The 15,506-nt window shown below is 67.9% G+C and carries 17 protein-coding genes; 9 read left to right on the top strand and 8 right to left on the bottom strand.

Translation table 11 applies throughout. From position 1 onward, the window contains the following. The first annotated feature begins 70 nt into the window (after positions 1-70). Entirely contained in the window at positions 71-895 is an 825-nt protein-coding gene (locus tag AOZ06_RS42225; protein WP_157233541.1) for a hypothetical protein, read from the top strand. Here the strand turns inward: AOZ06_RS42225 and AOZ06_RS60865 are convergent. Together AOZ06_RS60865 and AOZ06_RS42215 are read right to left on the bottom strand one after the other, a co-directional pair. Next, positions 886-1,524 carry a DUF4873 domain-containing protein gene (locus AOZ06_RS60865; protein ID WP_236951916.1) on the bottom strand — a complete coding sequence of 213 codons (639 nt, stop codon included), beginning with the start codon at positions 1,522-1,524 and terminating at the stop codon, positions 886-888. The genes AOZ06_RS42225 and AOZ06_RS60865 overlap by 10 nt on opposite strands. Then, a complete protein-coding gene (locus tag AOZ06_RS42215; protein WP_054294490.1) occupies positions 1,521-2,402 on the bottom strand; it encodes an AurF N-oxygenase family protein in 882 nt (293 codons plus the stop codon). Before AOZ06_RS42215 ends, AOZ06_RS60865 begins: the two co-directional genes overlap by 4 nt. 79 nt (positions 2,403-2,481) lie before the next feature. Between AOZ06_RS42215 and AOZ06_RS42210 the strand changes: the two genes are divergently transcribed. The 5 genes from AOZ06_RS42210 to AOZ06_RS61830 all read left to right on the top strand — a co-directional run bounded on the left by AOZ06_RS42210 (position 2,482) and on the right by AOZ06_RS61830 (position 5,505). Continuing rightward, entirely contained in the window at positions 2,482-3,051 is a 570-nt protein-coding gene (locus tag AOZ06_RS42210) for a TetR/AcrR family transcriptional regulator (RefSeq protein WP_169799061.1), read from the top strand. Between the two features lie 5 nt (positions 3,052-3,056). Then, complete coding sequence (locus AOZ06_RS42205) at positions 3,057-3,872, top strand: class I SAM-dependent methyltransferase (protein ID WP_225953034.1); 816 nt, start codon at positions 3,057-3,059, stop codon at positions 3,870-3,872. A 68-nt stretch (positions 3,873-3,940) separates the two neighbouring features. Continuing rightward, complete coding sequence (locus AOZ06_RS42200; protein WP_179950776.1) at positions 3,941-4,876, top strand: alpha/beta fold hydrolase; 936 nt, start codon at positions 3,941-3,943, stop codon at positions 4,874-4,876. A gap of 84 nt (positions 4,877-4,960) precedes the next feature. Next, positions 4,961-5,368, top strand: a complete 408-nt coding sequence (locus tag AOZ06_RS42195) for a dihydrofolate reductase family protein (RefSeq protein ID WP_335338329.1) — start codon at positions 4,961-4,963, stop codon at positions 5,366-5,368. Continuing rightward, positions 5,365-5,505: a hypothetical protein gene (locus AOZ06_RS61830; protein ID WP_335338328.1), complete on the top strand. Its 141-nt coding sequence runs from the start codon at positions 5,365-5,367 to the stop codon at positions 5,503-5,505. The genes AOZ06_RS42195 and AOZ06_RS61830 overlap by 4 nt, the downstream gene beginning before the upstream one ends. Positions 5,506-5,926: 421 nt before the next feature. Here the strand turns inward: AOZ06_RS61830 and AOZ06_RS55345 are convergent, their stop codons facing one another. The 3 genes from AOZ06_RS55345 to recQ form a co-directional block, all read right to left on the bottom strand. Continuing rightward, the gene (locus tag AOZ06_RS55345; protein ID WP_236951915.1) at positions 5,927-7,384 is read right to left on the bottom strand and encodes a PQQ-dependent sugar dehydrogenase; all 1,458 of its coding nucleotides are present in this window, start codon (positions 7,382-7,384) and stop codon (positions 5,927-5,929) included. A gap of 247 nt (positions 7,385-7,631) precedes the next feature. Then, positions 7,632-7,892, bottom strand: a complete 261-nt coding sequence (locus tag AOZ06_RS42185) for a DUF3040 domain-containing protein (protein ID WP_083472294.1) — start codon at positions 7,890-7,892, stop codon at positions 7,632-7,634. A 58-nt stretch (positions 7,893-7,950) separates the two neighbouring features. Then, positions 7,951-9,774 (bottom strand): DNA helicase RecQ, encoded by a 1,824-nt coding sequence (gene recQ, locus AOZ06_RS42180; protein WP_054294486.1) that lies wholly within the window; start codon positions 9,772-9,774, stop codon positions 7,951-7,953. A 102-nt stretch (positions 9,775-9,876) separates the two neighbouring features. Between recQ and AOZ06_RS42175 the strand changes: the two genes are divergently transcribed. Both AOZ06_RS42175 and AOZ06_RS42170 read left to right on the top strand, forming a co-directional pair. Next, on the top strand, positions 9,877-11,091 hold the full coding sequence (locus tag AOZ06_RS42175) for an aminotransferase class I/II-fold pyridoxal phosphate-dependent enzyme (RefSeq protein WP_054294485.1): 1,215 nt from the start codon (positions 9,877-9,879) through the stop codon (positions 11,089-11,091). Continuing rightward, positions 11,088-12,305 (top strand): beta-ketoacyl-[acyl-carrier-protein] synthase family protein, encoded by a 1,218-nt coding sequence (locus tag AOZ06_RS42170; RefSeq protein WP_054294484.1) that lies wholly within the window; start codon positions 11,088-11,090, stop codon positions 12,303-12,305. The genes AOZ06_RS42175 and AOZ06_RS42170 overlap by 4 nt, the downstream gene beginning before the upstream one ends. On the opposite strand, the gene AOZ06_RS42165 is transcribed toward AOZ06_RS42170, so the two are convergent. Beyond that, positions 12,306-13,028, bottom strand: a complete 723-nt coding sequence (locus AOZ06_RS42165) for an SDR family NAD(P)-dependent oxidoreductase (RefSeq protein WP_054294483.1) — start codon at positions 13,026-13,028, stop codon at positions 12,306-12,308. 60 nt (positions 13,029-13,088) lie between these two features. Here AOZ06_RS42165 and AOZ06_RS42160 point away from each other — a divergent pair, with 60 nt between their 5' ends. Beyond that, on the top strand, positions 13,089-13,640 hold the full coding sequence (locus tag AOZ06_RS42160) for a MarR family winged helix-turn-helix transcriptional regulator (protein ID WP_236951914.1): 552 nt from the start codon (positions 13,089-13,091) through the stop codon (positions 13,638-13,640). Here the strand turns inward: AOZ06_RS42160 and AOZ06_RS42155 are convergent. Both AOZ06_RS42155 and AOZ06_RS42150 read right to left on the bottom strand, forming a co-directional pair. Further along, positions 13,610-14,266, bottom strand: coding sequence for a response regulator (locus tag AOZ06_RS42155; RefSeq protein WP_054294482.1), 657 nt, complete (start codon positions 14,264-14,266; stop codon positions 13,610-13,612). The genes AOZ06_RS42160 and AOZ06_RS42155 overlap by 31 nt on opposite strands. Continuing rightward, positions 14,263-15,357, bottom strand: a complete 1,095-nt coding sequence (locus tag AOZ06_RS42150; protein ID WP_054294481.1) for a sensor histidine kinase — start codon at positions 15,355-15,357, stop codon at positions 14,263-14,265. Before AOZ06_RS42150 ends, AOZ06_RS42155 begins: the two co-directional genes overlap by 4 nt. Positions 15,358-15,506: the final 149 nt, after the last annotated feature.

Raw genomic sequence — 15,506 nt, 5'->3', positions numbered from 1 at the left:
GCTCGCCGGGTGCAGTACCGCTTCGTCCGAACCGGCACCACCGCGGCGCAACCCCGAGCGGGTGGTGCGGATGTCCGGTGGTGAGGCGCTCAGCTACGTGCACACCGAGACGGCGTCCCAGGTGCTGTGCAACGCGTTGCCGGAGGACCGGCTGCGTGTGCTGCTCGGTGTGGACAGTGTGGTCCGTGAGCGGGACGCCGCTGGTGTGAAGGGCATGTGCCGGGTCGGTGACGACAAGCACACCGTCGTGATCGACCTGATCCTCAAGCCCGTGCCGGACGACTTCACCCCGACCGAGCAGCTCGGCGGGCGCCCGGCGCAGTACAAATCGGACCAGTACACCTCGAGCGGCAAGGTCATCGTCGACGTCGGGATCGCCGACACCACCGGATACCGGGTGAGCAGCAAGCGCACACCGGTGCTGCACGCCGAAGCCAAGCCGGGTCTGCGGGAGACCGTCCGCAAGGTGCTGACCGAGCTGGTCCCGGTGCTCGCGCGGCAGACCGACACCATGCCTGACGTGGACAACCGCGGCGAGCTCGACTTCGCGCAGACCACGGTCGACGTCGCCGAGTTCGTCGACCTGCCCAAGCCGGTGCAGGCACTGCAGCTGTGCACGGCGGCCAAGAACAGCCTCAACTTCGTGCCGGTCAGGACCACCGACACCGGTACGTGCACAGTCCGGCAGCCCAACGGCAGGTCGCTGGTGCTCGCGGTGGTTGGCGGCCTGCCCAACCAGGCCAGTTACACCGCGAAGGTGCTCGGGCGGCCCGCACACGTCGACGAGTCCACTGTGGCCGTCCGGTTGCGTGATGACAGCACGCTCGACCTGATGATCGGCGACACCGACCCGAAGATCGCCGAGAAGCTGGTCCGCGCGCTGGTTCAGGGATAGGGGAACGGCGGACGGCCGGAACCGGTGATCCGGGCGTTGCCCCACGGGTCGAGCTCGGTGAGCTTGCCCGTGCGGTCGAGGCCACCGGGAATCCGCACCTGAACCTCGGTGTGGCCGCTCTGGTACAAGGCGATCACCTCGGGGTTCGCGGTGACCCGGCCGTACCAGCGGAAGCTGCCGTCGATCGGCTGGAGGTGCCCCATCAGGTGCACCTCGACGTCGAGCTGCTTGCCGTCAACAGTCAGCACGGCCGGACCCCGGTGGGTTTCGTCGACATCGCTCTCGAACGGCGTGAAGACGTAGTCGTGCGGGTCCGGTCTGCGCCGGTAGGAGATCCGCGCGAACGGCTGGACCTCGATGCGCCGCGCGTCCTGCGTGCCCATCATCCGCAGGCAGCGTGCGATGTACCGGAAGTTGTTGTCCTCGTAGCGGAACGCGTTCGGGCCGTGGACCGGCTGCGGGGTCACGATGACACGCGCCGCGGTGGTCCGGCCGTTGGGCGCGGTGACCGTCCACAGGTCTGTCCGCGGGTCGAACTCGTAGCTGGAACCGCGGTCGAGCAGCACGACGTCGAACCCGGGCAGCTTGCCCGCCAGCCGGTCGGGCAGGCCGATCAGTGCGACCTTCACGCGATGAACCCGGCCTGGCGCCAGCGTTCCCGCGCCTTGCCGCGGAAGATGCCCTGCTCGTCGAAGAATCTGCGCAGCTTGTCGAAGCCCTCCTGCTTGACTTGGCGGAAGTGCGGGTTCGCCGCGGCCTGGCGGTATGCCTCGTCGGGGTCGAGCCCCGCGCGGGCGTACAGCCTGCGGTGCATCAGCTGGTCGTTGAAGAACTGGCCGCCGAAGCCGACCATCCGGCCGAGCGACTCCTTCTCCCACCACGACGCGTACCGCATCCGCCGTGCGACGCCTTCGCGCGCCCACTGGATGTGCCGCGCTTCCTCCACGACGTGGATGCGCATCATCCGGCGCACGGCGGGCTGCATGCCGGGGTCGTCCATGATCCGGCGCTGCCAGACGTCGAAGATCTCCTCACCGATCAGCGCGCCGACCCACAGGTTGAGGCCGCGCAGCCGGCCGGGCAGTTTCCTGGTGATCGCGAGCTGGGCCTTCGGCTGGCGGAAGTAGGGCGCGCCGATCTTCTCCATCAGCCTGCCGAACATCAGCATGTGCCTGCACTCGTCGCCGATCTCGGTCAGCGCGTAGTGCGTGTGCCGCGCGGTCGGGTCCGCTTCGAAGATCATCCGCAGCAGCGCCTGGTTGAGCACGTTCTCGAACCAGTGGCCGACGCTGAGCAGGTTCGCCAGCTCGTGCCGGGACAGCTCGACGCGCTGCGCGGGCGTCAGCTCGTGCCACAGTGGAGTCTCGTAGAGCGTGGACAGGTGCGGTGGCAGGAAGTACTTGCCTTCCTCCAGCGGCGCGTCCCAGTCGATGTCCACAGCGGAGTCGTACGAGCGCCGGACCGATCCGTTGAGCAACCGCTGTGCGTTCTGCTCGGTGTCCTTCATCGCGCACCCCTTTACGTCTCCCGGGCAAACGTAAACCCGGGGGGTGTCGGCGGTCAACCTCGCCCGATAAACTCCGATGATGGCGGACGACCTCAGGGACCGGATCCTGGCAGCTGCCGAGCTGTGCCTGTTGGAGTGCGCCCCAGGGGCCCGGGTCCACGCCGCGATCGCCGAACGGGCGGGTGTGTCCCGCCCCACGGTCTACAAGTACGTCGGCGACCAGGACGCCATCGTGATGGCGCTGCTCAAGCGGGACATGGCCAGGATGTACGCCGCCGCCGAAGCCGAGATCACCAAGACCACCTCGCTGCGCGAGCGGTTCGTCGACATGACTGTCTTCGTGGTGGGCTATGCCCGTGACCACGCGCTGCTGCGGAAAGCGCTGCGCGAGGAGCCCGCGTCGGTGCTGCCGTGGTTCACCGTGCACTCCGAACCGGTGATCGAACTCGGCATCGAGCTGTTCGCCCCGCACGTCAAGCAGTCCATTGCGGACGGCCAGTTCCCCGACGTCGACCCGAGGGTGATCGTGGAGTGGTGCTGCCGCCTGATCCTGTCGCTGATCACGACGCCGGGCACGGTCCAGATCGGCGACCCCGTCTCGCTCCGCCGATATGTCGAGGACCTGCTGGACATCGGCATGCCACGATGACCGCCATGAGTGAGACCAATGTCGACCAGTGGAAGGCCTGGAACGGCGCCGACGGCGACTTCTGGGTGCGACGCGCCGACCGGCTCGACGCGGGCATCGCGAACTACATGGAGCCGTTCCTCGGCGCGGCGGCGATCCGGCCGTCCGACCACGTGCTCGACATCGGGTGCGGCACGGGAACCACGACACGGGAAGCGGCCGGACGCGGCGCCGAAGCCCTCGGGGTCGACCTCTCCGGGCAGATGATCGAGCTGGCGCGACGGCGTGCCGAAGGGATCGCGGGGATCCGGTTCGCGCAGGCCGACGCCCAGGTCCACGAGTTCGCCGCGGCGGCGTACGACGTCGCCGTCAGCCGCAACGGCTCGATGTTCTTCGAAGACCCGGTCGCGGCCTTCGGCAACATCCGCCGCGCGCTCGGGCCCGGTGGCAGGCTGGTCCTGCTCGCCTGGCGGCCGATGGACGACAACGAGTGGATCAGTACGTTCCGGACGATCCTGGCAGCCGGGCGGGATCTGCCGAAGCCACCGCCGCAGGGCGTGCACCCGTTCTCGCTCAGCGACCCGGCCAGGGTGAAGTCGATGCTGGGCGAGGCCGGGTTCGTCGACGTCCGGCTGACCCCGCTGAACAGGCCGATGTTCTTCGGCGAGGACCCGGACGACGCCGCCGAGTTCGTGTCCAGCCAGTTCGAGAAGCTGATCGAGGCGGACCAGCGGTCCTCGGTGCTGGCTGCGCTCAAGGCCGACATGGCCTCGCACACCAGTGAGCGCGGTGTCGAGTACGACTCGGCGGCCTGGCTCATCGAAGCGGCCAACGTGTCATGAGAATGGACCTGTGCGGTCCGGCCGGATTGGTTCTTACCGCTGGCCGCTGATCACCGTACGGTTGCCTGGTGCACGAGATCACCCATCGATTCGTCGACGTCGGCGGTGTGCGGATGCACGTCGCCGAGTCCGGGGCCGGTCCGCTTGTCCTGCTGCTGCACGGCTTCCCCGAGGGGTGGTACTCGTGGCGGCACCAGCTGGTGGCGCTCGCCGAAGCCGGATTCCACGCCGTGGCTCCGGATCAGCGCGGCTACGGCCGTACCTCCAAGCCTTCGGCCGTCGCTGACTACACCATGCTGCACCTCGTCGGGGACGTCGTCGGGCTTGTCGACGCTCTGGGCGAGGATCAGGCCGTCGTCGTCGGCCACGACTGGGGTGCCGCTGTCGCGTGGCACACCGCTTTGCTCCGGCCGGACCGTGTGCGGGGCGTGGCCGGGCTGAGCGTGCCGTTCCGTCCTCGTGGTCCGGTCGCGCCGCTCAGCACCGTGCCCTCCGGGTTCTACCTCGCGCACTTCCAGGAGCCCGGGGTGGCTGACGCCGAACTCGCCGCCGATCCCCGGGACTTCCTGCAGCGCATCCTGTACGGCGCCTCCGGTGACGCACCTGAACGGTCCACTATGGTCGTTCCGCCCGGTGGCACCTTCGTGGACATCTGGCCCCGGCCTGACCGGTTGCCCGGTTGGCTCACCGCGGCGGATCTGGACACGTACGCCGGAGAGTTCGCGGACGGGTTCACCGGTGGGCTCAACTGGTACCGGAACCTCGACCGCAACTGGGAGCTGACGGCCGCCTGGCACAGTGCGAAGATCCAGCCGCGGGCGCTGTTCATGATCGGTGACCGGGACCCGGTGCTGAGTTTCAACCGGGTCGACACCTTGGCCGGCGCGGTGCCGAACCTGGCCCGCTCGTTGACTGTGGCCGGCGCCGGGCACTGGATCCAGCAGGAACGGCCCGACCTGGTCAGCGGCGAACTCGCCGAGTTCGCCGCTTCTTCGCGCCAGTAGGCTGTTCTGCTGTCGTTGGTACCGCTGCTCAGCAAGACCGGTCCCGTCAAGACCTGTCTCAGCGATGGCATCCGGAGGTGCACGATGGCGAGAATGCTCTACTCGGTTTCCATGTCGGTGGACGGTTTCATTGCCGGATCCAACGGGGACATGGGATGGCTGACGGACTACCTGGGCCCGAATCCGGCGGTGGACAACCTGATCACCGAAGTAGGAGCCATCCTGGTCGGCAACCGGACATTCGGCGGCGACGACCCGGACAAGGAGACCGAGCAGGAAGGCGAAGCCTTCGGCGGTGGGTGGTCCGGCCCCCAGTTCGTGCTGGCGCACAACGCACCCGCGAAACCCGTCGCGGGCGTGACCTTCGTACACGACATCGAAACGGCGATCGAGAAGTCCAAGGAGGCTGCTGCGGACAAGAAGTACGTCAACGTTCTCGGCGCGAACGTTGCTCGGGGTTGCCGGCCGTTGGTGCTTTGGATGAGGTTTTGACGATTGTCGTGCCGGTGATGCTTGGCGATGGTGTTCGGCTTTTCGAGCAGGTGGGTGGTTTTCGGGTTCGGCTTGAGCGTTTTTCTTTGTCTTATGTGGAGCGGGCGACCAATGTCTGGTATCGGGTTGTTCGTTGATTTTTTACTGTTTTTCGGGGTTTGGGTCGTGGCTTCTGCGCGGAGCGAGATTTTCCCTCGCCGGGGGCTGACCTCTGGGCAGGAGCCTTTGCTCTGGTTCCTTGGTGGGTTCTTGTACGCTTGTGCCGCTCGGGGTTGCTGGGCGTGGTGCGGAGTCGTGATCTCTTGCCACTTGTGTGCCATCTCTTTGCGCCTGCGCGTGGGCCGCTGTGTGCTGGTTGTTGCGCTAGTCGCTAGGTGGGCATCTGTTGCGCTTGCGCGCGAGTCCTTCTCTGGCGAGCTGTTGCGCTCGCCGGTGAGGTGTCGACCGCTGTGTTTTCGGCTATCTCTTGTCACACCGTCTTTTTTGGGTGCTCGGATGGCCGGAGCGCCGCCAGTTGTCCCGGCCATCCGAGCGGTCTTCTTCCGGATTGCCCTTCCGTTACGCGATGTCCACGTGCAGGATCCGGTCGTTGTTCGCTTGTCCGTCCTTGTCTGTCGTCGTTGTCAGCCAGATGTCGCCTTGCTGATCGACTTCCACTGTCCGCAGGCGGTTGTAGGTTCCTTGGAAGTACTGCTGCTGGTCCACGAGGTTGCTGGCTGCGTCGATTCGCATGCGGTACACGCGTTGGCCGACGGTTGTCGCGACGAACACGTGGTCCTTTATCGTCGTCAGGCCGCTTGGTGAGGCTTGGTTCGTCGGCCACGTTCTCTTCGGCGCGGTGAATCCGCCGCAGCTTCCGCTCGTCCCTTCACAGTTCGGCCAGCCGTAGTTGCCGCCGCGCGTGATCAGGTTGACCTCGTCCATGATCGTGTTGCCGAACTCCGCTGCCCACAAGCGTCCTTGGGAGTCGAAGTCGAGTCCTTGCGGGTTTCGGTGTCCCTTGCTCCACACGGCGTTGCCGAAGGGGTTGTCGGCTGGGATCGTTCCGTCCGCGTTGATGCGGAGAATCTTTCCGTTGAGCGAACTGTTGTTCTGCGCCTGGCTGGCGTTCTGCGCGTCACCTGAGCTGACGTACAGCTTCCCGTCCGGGCCGAACCGCAGCCTGCCGCCGTTGTGGTACTGGCTCTTCCCGATGCCCTGCACCAGGATCTGGTACGTGCTCTGCACCAGTTGGTCGTTCTCGTACTTGATCCGGATCACACGGTTGCCCTCGCTTGCCGTGTGATACACGTACACCCAGTGGTCCTGCGCGAAGGTCGGGGCCACTTCCAGGCCGAGCAGGCCGCCTTCCCCGCCCGTCCCCACCGCCTGGTTCATCTTGCCCGCCAGGGTGCGTTGGCCCGACTCGGTCAGCCGGTGGATGTTGAAGGTGTTGCGTTCCGCGAACAGCGCCGAGCCGTCCGGCAGGAATGCCAGGCCCCATGGCACATCGACGCCACTGGTCAACGTCGTCACGGCTCCCGGGTCGGGCACCGAACTGTTCGCTGGGGACACGATGAGCTTGTCGACGTTCGGCCCGCCGTTCGCGGTTGTCGCTGTCGCGCGGACTTTCAGCTCACCCGCGGGGACGTTCGCCCGGATCGTCGCGGTCTGCCAGTTCGTCCACCCGTTCGTGGAGTTGAACGCCTGGTTGGCCGCCACGGCGACTCCGTTGACCGTGACGCTCATCGGCCGGTTGTCCGGTGTTCCGTTCGCGAAGCGGAAGGCCAGGTCTGCCGGTCCGGCCGTCGCGCCCGGGACGGTCCACTCGACATGGCTGCCGGCCAGGTTGTCGTAGTTGACGAAGCCGCGGCCGGTGAAACCGGCGTGGTTGGACTCGACGACGCCTTGCGAGATCGTCGCGTCCTCGGCTTCGTGCTCAGTCGCGGCGTGTGCCGACGGCACGCCGACGACGCCGGTGACGAGTATGGTGGTGACGCACGGCACGACCGCGCGCCACAACGGGCGAGGTGCCACGGAGGCCTCCTGTGCAGGGTGTGGGGAGGTACATCGGCGGCTGTGTGTTACGACTTTGTTTAAGACCTGAATTCAGACACGCCAAGAGCACCCTGTCAATGGCCAGTCCCGGTCGCCGGGGCATCACTTCTCCAGCGCCCGCCGCACCTCGAAGATCATCTGTGGGCAGCGCGACGTCGGCACGGGGTTCCAGCGGACGTGCGTGTTCCACGGTTGCCGCGTCGATGTCGTGACGCTGTAGCGGTTGTCAGACGTTGTCCTTGCGTCGCGCGGCGATCATGCAGCCACCGGCGACGGCGGCGAGCATCGCGCTGAAGATGAGCATGAACGTGCCGGTGATGAGGCCGAGCAGGCCGAGTGAGCCAGCCGCCACCAGCATGATCACCTGTGGCGCTGCCGACTTGTGCTTCACCGGCCCCGTGCGCATCGTGCGCGCGAGTTGCGGGTCGTCCTGCTCGAACCACTCTTCGATCAACCGGAGTTGTCTGCGCTCATATGGTGTGAACATGCTGCGGCTCCCGGGCGTCGTCCGTCTGGCGCCCGGGTACCCCGCGGAGTCCCTGTTCTCACTCAGCCAACGTGTCGAGAACCTGCTGGCCGTACTTGGCGAGCTTGTTCTCGCCGACTCCGTTGACCTTGCCGAGTTCGTCGAGCGTCTGTGGCTTTGACGTCGCGATCTGCCGGAGTGTTGCGTCGTGGAAGATCACGTACGCGGGAACGCCCTGCTCCTTGGCCGCCGCACCCCGCCACGCCCTGAGCTTCTCGAACACCGGCAGCGCCTGCGCGGGCATGTCCGCCGCGGCAGCCGCCGCCTTCTTCGCGGGCTTGGACGTGGCCTTCGTCACTTGCTCGCGACGGAGCATCACAGTGCGTTCCTTGCGCAGCACCTGCGCACTCGCGTCGGTCATCACGAGCGTGCCGTAGTCGCCCTCGACCGCGATCAGCCCCTGCGCGAGCAACTGCCGGACCACGCCGCGCCAGCCGCTCTCGGTCAGCTCCTCGCCGATTCCGAACACTGTCAGCGTGTCGTGGTCGTGCTGGATGACCTTCGCGGTCTTGCGGCCAAGCAGGATGTCGATCACCTGACCGGCGCCGAACTTCTGCCGCCGCTCCTTCTGCAGCCGGTACACGGTCGACAGCAGCTTCTGCGCCGCGATCGTGCCGTCCCACGACTCCGGCGGGGTCAGGCACGTGTCGCAGTTGCCGCACGGCGCCGACTCCTGGCCGAAGTAGGCCAGCAGCTGCACCCGGCGGCATTCGACGGTCTCGCACAGCGCGAGCATCGCGTCCAGGTGCTGACTTTGCCGCCGCCGGTGCGCGTCGTCGCCGTCGGACTGGTCGATCATCTTGCGCTGCTGAACGACGTCCTGCAGGCCGTAGGCCAGCCACGCGGTCGACGGCAGGCCGTCGCGGCCCGCCCGGCCCGTCTCCTGGTAGTAGCCCTCGACCGACTTCGGCAGGTCGAGGTGCACGACGAACCGGACATCCGGCTTGTCGATGCCCATCCCGAACGCGATGGTCGCGACCACGACCAGGCCGTCCTCACGCAGGAACCGCGACTGGTTCCGGGCACGCACCCGTGACTCCAGCCCGGCGTGGTACGGCACCGCCGCCACGCCGTTGGCCGTCAGGAACTCGGCCGTCTTCTCCACCGACGCACGCGACAGGCAGTACACGATCCCGGCGTCACCCTGGTGCTCGGTGCGCAGCAGGTCGAGCAGCTGGCGCTTCGGGTCTGCCTTCGGCGCGATCCGGTACTGGATGTTGGGCCGGTCGAAGCTCGCCACGAAGTGGCGTGCCTCGTCCAGCTTGAGCCGGGTGGCGATCTCGGTGTGCGTCGCCTTGGTCGCCGTCGCGGTCAGCGCGATCCTGGGCACGTTCGGCCAGCGCTCGTGCAGGTCGGACAGGCCGAGGTAGTCGGGGCGGAAGTCGTGCCCCCACTGCGCCACGCAGTGCGCCTCGTCGATCGCGAACAGGGCGATCTTGCCGCGGTCGAGCAGTTCGAGCGTCGCGGGCACGCGCAGCCGTTCCGGCGCGAGGTACAGCAGGTCGAGCTCGCCTGCCTGGTACATCGCCTCGGTGAGCCTGCGTTCCTCGAAGTCCTGCGAGGAGTTCAGGAACCCCGCGCGCACCCCGAGCGCGTTCAGCGCGTCCACCTGGTCCTGCATCAACGCGATCAACGGCGAGATGACGATGCCGACGCCAGGCCGGACCAACGCCGGGATCTGGTAGCACAGGGACTTGCCGCCACCGGTCGGCATCAGCACGAGCGCGTCGCCACCTGCGGCGACGTGCTCGACGATCGCCTCCTGCTCGCCGCGGAAGGAGTCGTACCCGAACACCCGGCGCAGGACCCGCAACGCCGGGCTCGCGGTCTCGAGCGAAGCCACCCGCCGATCCTAGACCGCCGCGTTCTCGTGTTGCGCCGGGCTTGCGGGGGTCGCCGTAGAACTGCGTCCAGAGCGATGTCCAGTGGGGTGAGGAGACGCACCGTGAACGCACCGGAAGCCTGGCGGCACCTCGAGCCGAAGATCGAAGCTGTCGGCCAGCGGATCAGGCAGCTCGAGTGGGACTCCAGCCGCCGCAACAACTTCGTGCCGTACACAGCGGATGGCAACACCCCGTACGTGATGCTGGACGGTGAGCGCCTGCTGATGATGTCCGGCTACGGCTACATCGGCCTCAACGGCGACACGCGTGTCGTGGCCGCCGCGAAGGCCGCGATCGACGAGTACGGAACCGGTACTCCGGGTGTCCGCGCGCTGGCGGGCACGATCCCGTTGCACGAGGAGCTCGAAGAGGAGGTCGCGCACTTCCTCGGCAGGGAGAGCGCGCTCGTGTTCAGCTCGGGATACGCGGGCAACGTCGGCACGATCGGCGCGCTGTGCGGTCCTGGCGACACGATCTTCCTCGACAAGCTCGACCACGCGTCCATTGTGGATGGTGCGCAGCTGACCGGTGCGACGCTGACCCGGTTCCGGCACAACGACCCCGGTCACCTCGACCGCAGGCTGGCCGCGGCCGAGCCGGGCGGGACGCGGCTGGTGATCGTCGACAGCGTGTACTCGATGGACGGCGACATCGCGCCGCTGCCCGAACTGCGCGAGGTGTGCGACCGGCACGGCGCGTTGCTGATGGTCGACGAGGCGCACGCGCTCGGCGTGATCGGCGCGACCGGCCGCGGCATCGAGGAGCACTTCGAGTACAAGGTGCGGGCCGACATCAAGGTCGGCACGCTGTCCAAGGCGGTCCCGGCCAACGGCGGCTGGATCGTCGGGTCCAAGCCGTTCATGGACTACGTCAAGCGCTTCGCCCGGCCGTTCCTGTTCTCCGCGGCGCTCGCGCCCGCTCAGGTCGGCGCGGCGCTGGAGTCGCTGCGGATCCTGGACCGCGAGCCGGAACGCGTGACCTACGCCCAGCGCGAGTCGGCGCGTTTCCGTGACATCGTCAAGCAGGCCGGCTTCAACACGGCCGACAGCGAGACCGCGGTCGTGCCGTTGATCGTCGGCTCGGATCAGAACGCGTGGGACTACGCCAGCGCGCTGCGCAAGGCCGGGGTGATCGGCCTGCCGGTGATCAGCCCGGCCGTGCCGCCGGGGCTGGCCAGGCTGCGGATCGCGATCACCGCCGCGCACAGCCGCGCGGACATCGACTTCGCGATCGACGCGTTCGTCAGCGCCGCCCGGCAGACGGGCCTGCTGTCATGATCGCGATCACCGGACTGGGCGTCGTCAGCCCAGCAGGGTCCACAGTGGACGACTTCTGGACGACCGTGCTCGCGGGCAAGTCGGTGGCGGCGCCGTTGGACGTGCAGGACGCGGCCGAGAACGACTTGCCGCGTTTCGGCTGCGCGGTACGCGGGATCGAGGACCTGAACCTGGTCACCGCCAAGGAAGCCCGCCGGATGGACCCGTTCGCGTGGTACGGCGTGTCGGCTGGCCTGACCGCCTTCGCCGACGCCGGATCACCGACGCCCGACCCGGGCCGGACCGCCGTGGTGGTCGGCAACGCGGTCGGTGGCCGCCGGACAACGGACAAGGATGCCCGCAACTACTACCTGTTCGGGCCGCAGCGGGTGAATCCGTTGCTGCCGTTGGTCAGCATGCCCAACGCGGCGGCTGCCACGCTGGCGATGAAACTCGGCTGGCGGGGGCCGGCGATGACCATCGCCACGACCTGCGCGGCAGGCGTCGACGCGATCGGCCAGGCAGTCCTCATGCTGCGCACCAACCGGGCCGACGTGGTGTTGGCCGGTGGCGCGGAATCCACGGTCAGCCCGTTGACGTTGGCCGCGTTCGGCAAGCTGAACGCTGTGTCGAACCGGCATGACGCGCCCGGCAAGGCTTCCCGGCCGTTCGACAAGGACCGCGACGGCTTCGTGATGGGCGAAGGTGCGGGGTTCGTCGTCCTGGAACGCCTCGAGGACGCCAAAGCACGCGGCGCCCGGATCCACGGCATCGTGGCGGGCTACGGGTGCACGGCGGACGCGTACCACCTGTCGATGCCGTTGCCCGACGGTGCTTCCGCGGTGGCGGCGATGACACAGGCCATCACCGACGCGGGTTTGCAAGCGTCGGACATCGTGCACGTCAACGCCCACGGCACGTCGACGCCGTTGAACGACCGCGCCGAAGCCAACGCCCTGCAGAAGGTTTTCGGCCCCGGCGGCCCGCCGGTCACGTCGACCAAGGGCGTGATCGGCCACCTGATCGGCGCGGCGGGAGCCGTCGAGGCGATCGCCACGGTGCTGACGTTGCAGAACGCCACGGTCCCGCCGACCGCGAACCACGAAGAGCTCGAACCGGGCATGGAAATCGACGTGGTGCACGGCAGCCCACGCCCGATCACACCCGGTCCGGCCCTGTCGAACTCCTTCGGTTTCGGCGGGCACAACGCGTGCCTCGTCGTCACCCCTCCCTAGTCATCGGGTGGTGTACGCACCCCCGTTGACGTGGATGATCTGCCCGGTGATGTGCCGTGCTCCTGGTGACGCGAGGAATTCCACGGTCGCGGCCACATCGTCGGGCACGCCGGCGCGCTTGTCGTGCGTGGCGTCGATCAGCTGGGTTATGCGGTCGTCGCTGAGTTGTCCGTTGAAGAACTCCGTTTCGGCGATGTAGCCGGGCGACACCGTGTTGGCGGTGACGCCCCTCGGCCCGACTTCCGCCGAGAGCCCGGCCGTCCACGCCTGGACGGCGGCTTTCGCCGCGCCGTAGGCGTGTCCGGCGTACTCGGCGGCAATCGAGCCGACGTTGACGATCGCGCCGCCGTTGGAGATCGCGGGCAGCAGCGCGGTGGTGGTGAAGACGGTGCCGAGCAGGTTGGCGTCGAGGTTGGCCTGCCAGGCGGCGGCGATCTCCTCCAGGGCCGGTCCGGTTGCGGGGCGGCGGAAGTCGGTGTTCCCGCCCGCCATGTTGACCAGCACGTCGACTCGTTCGCCGACCTGCTCGGCCAGCGCCCGGATGTCACCGGGCGAGGTGACGTCGCCGCGCACCGCGCGGACACCGAGTTCACGCGCGGCGTCGGCCAGCGCGGTCTCGTCCCGCCCGGTGATCACGACGTCGTCCCCGGCTTTGGCGAAACGTTCGGCGACCGCCCGGCCGATGCCCTTGCTGCCGCCGGTCACGACCACGATTCGGGTCACGGGTTCCCCTCCTGTACATTTAGCTCTAAACGTTTAGATCTAAATGTACAGGAGATCGCGGTGACCGGTGTCAGGGACGGCTATCCGTTCGACATGCCCCCCGAGGCCAGCGCCGCCGCCGTGGCGCAGGCCTGGCGCCGGGAGCTGCCCGGCGTCTCAGCCGGGTCGATCGAGATCATCACCCCGTTGTGGCAGGTGGCGAAGCTGCTCGCGGACGAGCGCATGCGGACGCTGCGCCGCCTGCGCGTGGAGCCCGCCACGCTGGACCTGCTCAGCACGCTGCGTCGTGCGGGCGATCCCTACACGCTGACCACGCGCCAGATCGCCGAGCGCACATTCGTCACAGCCGGCGCCGTGTCGCAGCGAGTCGCCCGCGCCGAGGACGCGGGCCTGGTGACCCGCTCGAAGTCCACGGCGTCACGCCGCGCTGTCGCCGTCACGCTCACCCCAGCCGGTCACGAGCTGATCGAGTCGACCGTGCGTGAACTGCTCGAACACGAGGAAACGCTGGTGGCCGTGCTGACGCGGCAGCAGCGCACCGACCTGGCCACCGCACTCGGCGACCTGGTCAACGGCCTGCGTCAGGTCACCCTGACCAGGCCCGACTCGTAGGCGAAGACGACCAGCTGGGCCCGGTCCCGCGCACGCAGCTTCACCATCGCGCGGCTGACGTGGGTCTTGGCGGTCGCCGGGCTGATCACCATCTGGTTGGCGATCTCCTCGTTGGTCAGCCCCTTGGCGACCAGCGTCATCACTTCCTTCTCCCGGTTGGTCAGCTGGTCAAGGCCGACAACCGGGCCGGGCAGCGGCGCGCGGGACACGAACTCGCTGATCAGCCGCCGGGTGATGCCGGGCGACAGCAACGCCTCGCCGCGGGCCGCGACACGCACCGCGGCGATCAGATCCGCGGGCTCGGTGTCCTTCACGAGGAACCCGCTCGCGCCTGCCCGTAAGGCGTTGAAGACGTATTCATCGAAGCCGTAGTTGGTCACCATGACCACGTGCACGTCGGCCAGCGCCGGGTCCGACGCGATCTGCCGCGTCGCCTCGATCCCGTCCATCACGGGCATCTGCACGTCGAGCAGCACCACGTCCGGCCGGTGTTGTCGCGCCAGCGAGACACCCTGCGCGCCGTCGGACGCGTCGGCGACGACCGTGATGTCGTCCTCCGCGCTGAGCAAGGCCTGGAAACCGGCCCGGATCAACGCCTGGTCGTCCACAAGCAGTACACGGATCATGGGACCGGCAACTCCGCTCGTACCCGGAAACCACCGTTCTCCCGTGGCCGCGCGGACATCGAGCCGCCCAGCGCGGTGATCCGCTCACGCATCCCGATCAGCCCGACCCCGGGAACCGGCAACGCCGCCGGGGTCGCCTTGCCGTCGTCGTCGACCTGCACGGTCAGCAGCCGCGGGTCGAAGTCCAGCTGGACGTCGACGGAATCCGCTTCGGCGTGCCGGGTCACGTTGGTCAACGCCTCCTGCACGATCCGGTAAGCGGCGCGGTCGATCTCCGTGGGCAACCGCCGTTGCCTCCCGGTGATCGTCAGCCGCACGGGCAACCCCGTGCCCCGCGCGCGTTCGATCAGGTCGGTGAGCCGATCGAGGCCGTTGTCATCCGGCGTCCCACGCAACACACCGAGTGTCGCCCTGAGCTCACGCACCGCGTCCCCGCTTGCCTCCTGGATCGCGAGCAACGACTCTGGCACCTCCTCGCCCCGTTTCCGCGCCAAGTGCACCGCCACCCCGGCGTGCAGCTTGATCACCGAAATGCTGTGTGTCAGGGAATCATGCAACTCGCGGGCGATGCGCAGCCGCTCCTCGCCCGCCTGGCGGCGCATCGTCTCCTCCTGATTGCGCACCTGCTCGGCCGCGCGCTTCTCACGCAGCCGGGCCGCCTCGCCAAGGATCATGGCCGCGACGAACCAGCCGAGCAGCATGATCCGGTCCTGGATCTCCTCGCGCGCTGGATGCCCCGGCAGGATGAAGACGTTCATCACCACCATCGACAGCAGATACCCGGCACCGCTGGTGATGCCGATCAAGCGGTGGCCGTAACGCATCGCCGAGAACAACGCGCACAGCAACGGGAGCTCGATGGGGATGTCGGGCCGGTCGATGATGTACACGTTCACCGTGCACGTCAGGCAGAACAGCAGGACGGTCACGGGGAAACGGCGACGCAGCGTGATCGCCAGCGAACTGCTCAGCGCGAGCGTGTACGTGGTGACGCTCACGTGCGTCGGCGACGTCTCGATCAAGGCGATCAGCAGCGCCGCGACGGCAAGGGCCACACCACCGTCCTCTGCCCATCGCCGATAGCTGCTCACCTGCGCAGACTATCCGGGCAAGCGGGTCGTTGACTGTACTTCGAGAGTCGTATGAACGCGGCCGCGTACCTCCACGGGAGTACCTCCGGAAGACGCCCGCCGCGAGATGGCTCGGCCGTCCGCGAGCCGCAGGATCTGTGGTCGCGAAG

It is taken from the genome of Kibdelosporangium phytohabitans (assembly GCF_001302585.1).
GTDB lineage: Bacteria > Actinomycetota > Actinomycetes > Mycobacteriales > Pseudonocardiaceae > Kibdelosporangium > Kibdelosporangium phytohabitans.
This window is presented reverse-complemented; position numbering and strand designations above follow the sequence as displayed.

Coding starts and splice junctions, on each gene's coding strand:
- AOZ06_RS42215 (WP_054294490.1), bottom strand. CDS start 2,402: ATGAAGGACACCGAGCAGAACGCACAGCGGTTGCTCAACGGATCGGTC.
- AOZ06_RS42155 (WP_054294482.1), bottom strand. CDS start 14,266: ATGATCCGTGTACTGCTTGTGGACGACCAGGCGTTGATCCGGGCCGGT.
- AOZ06_RS42225 (WP_157233541.1), top strand. CDS start 71: ATGTCCGGTGGTGAGGCGCTCAGCTACGTGCACACCGAGACGGCGTCC.
- AOZ06_RS42210 (WP_169799061.1), top strand. CDS start 2,482: ATGGCGGACGACCTCAGGGACCGGATCCTGGCAGCTGCCGAGCTGTGC.
- AOZ06_RS42205 (WP_225953034.1), top strand. CDS start 3,057: ATGAGTGAGACCAATGTCGACCAGTGGAAGGCCTGGAACGGCGCCGAC.
- AOZ06_RS42170 (WP_054294484.1), top strand. CDS start 11,088: ATGATCGCGATCACCGGACTGGGCGTCGTCAGCCCAGCAGGGTCCACA.
- AOZ06_RS42185 (WP_083472294.1), bottom strand. CDS start 7,892: ATGTTCACACCATATGAGCGCAGACAACTCCGGTTGATCGAAGAGTGG.
- AOZ06_RS42195 (WP_335338329.1), top strand. CDS start 4,961: ATGGCGAGAATGCTCTACTCGGTTTCCATGTCGGTGGACGGTTTCATT.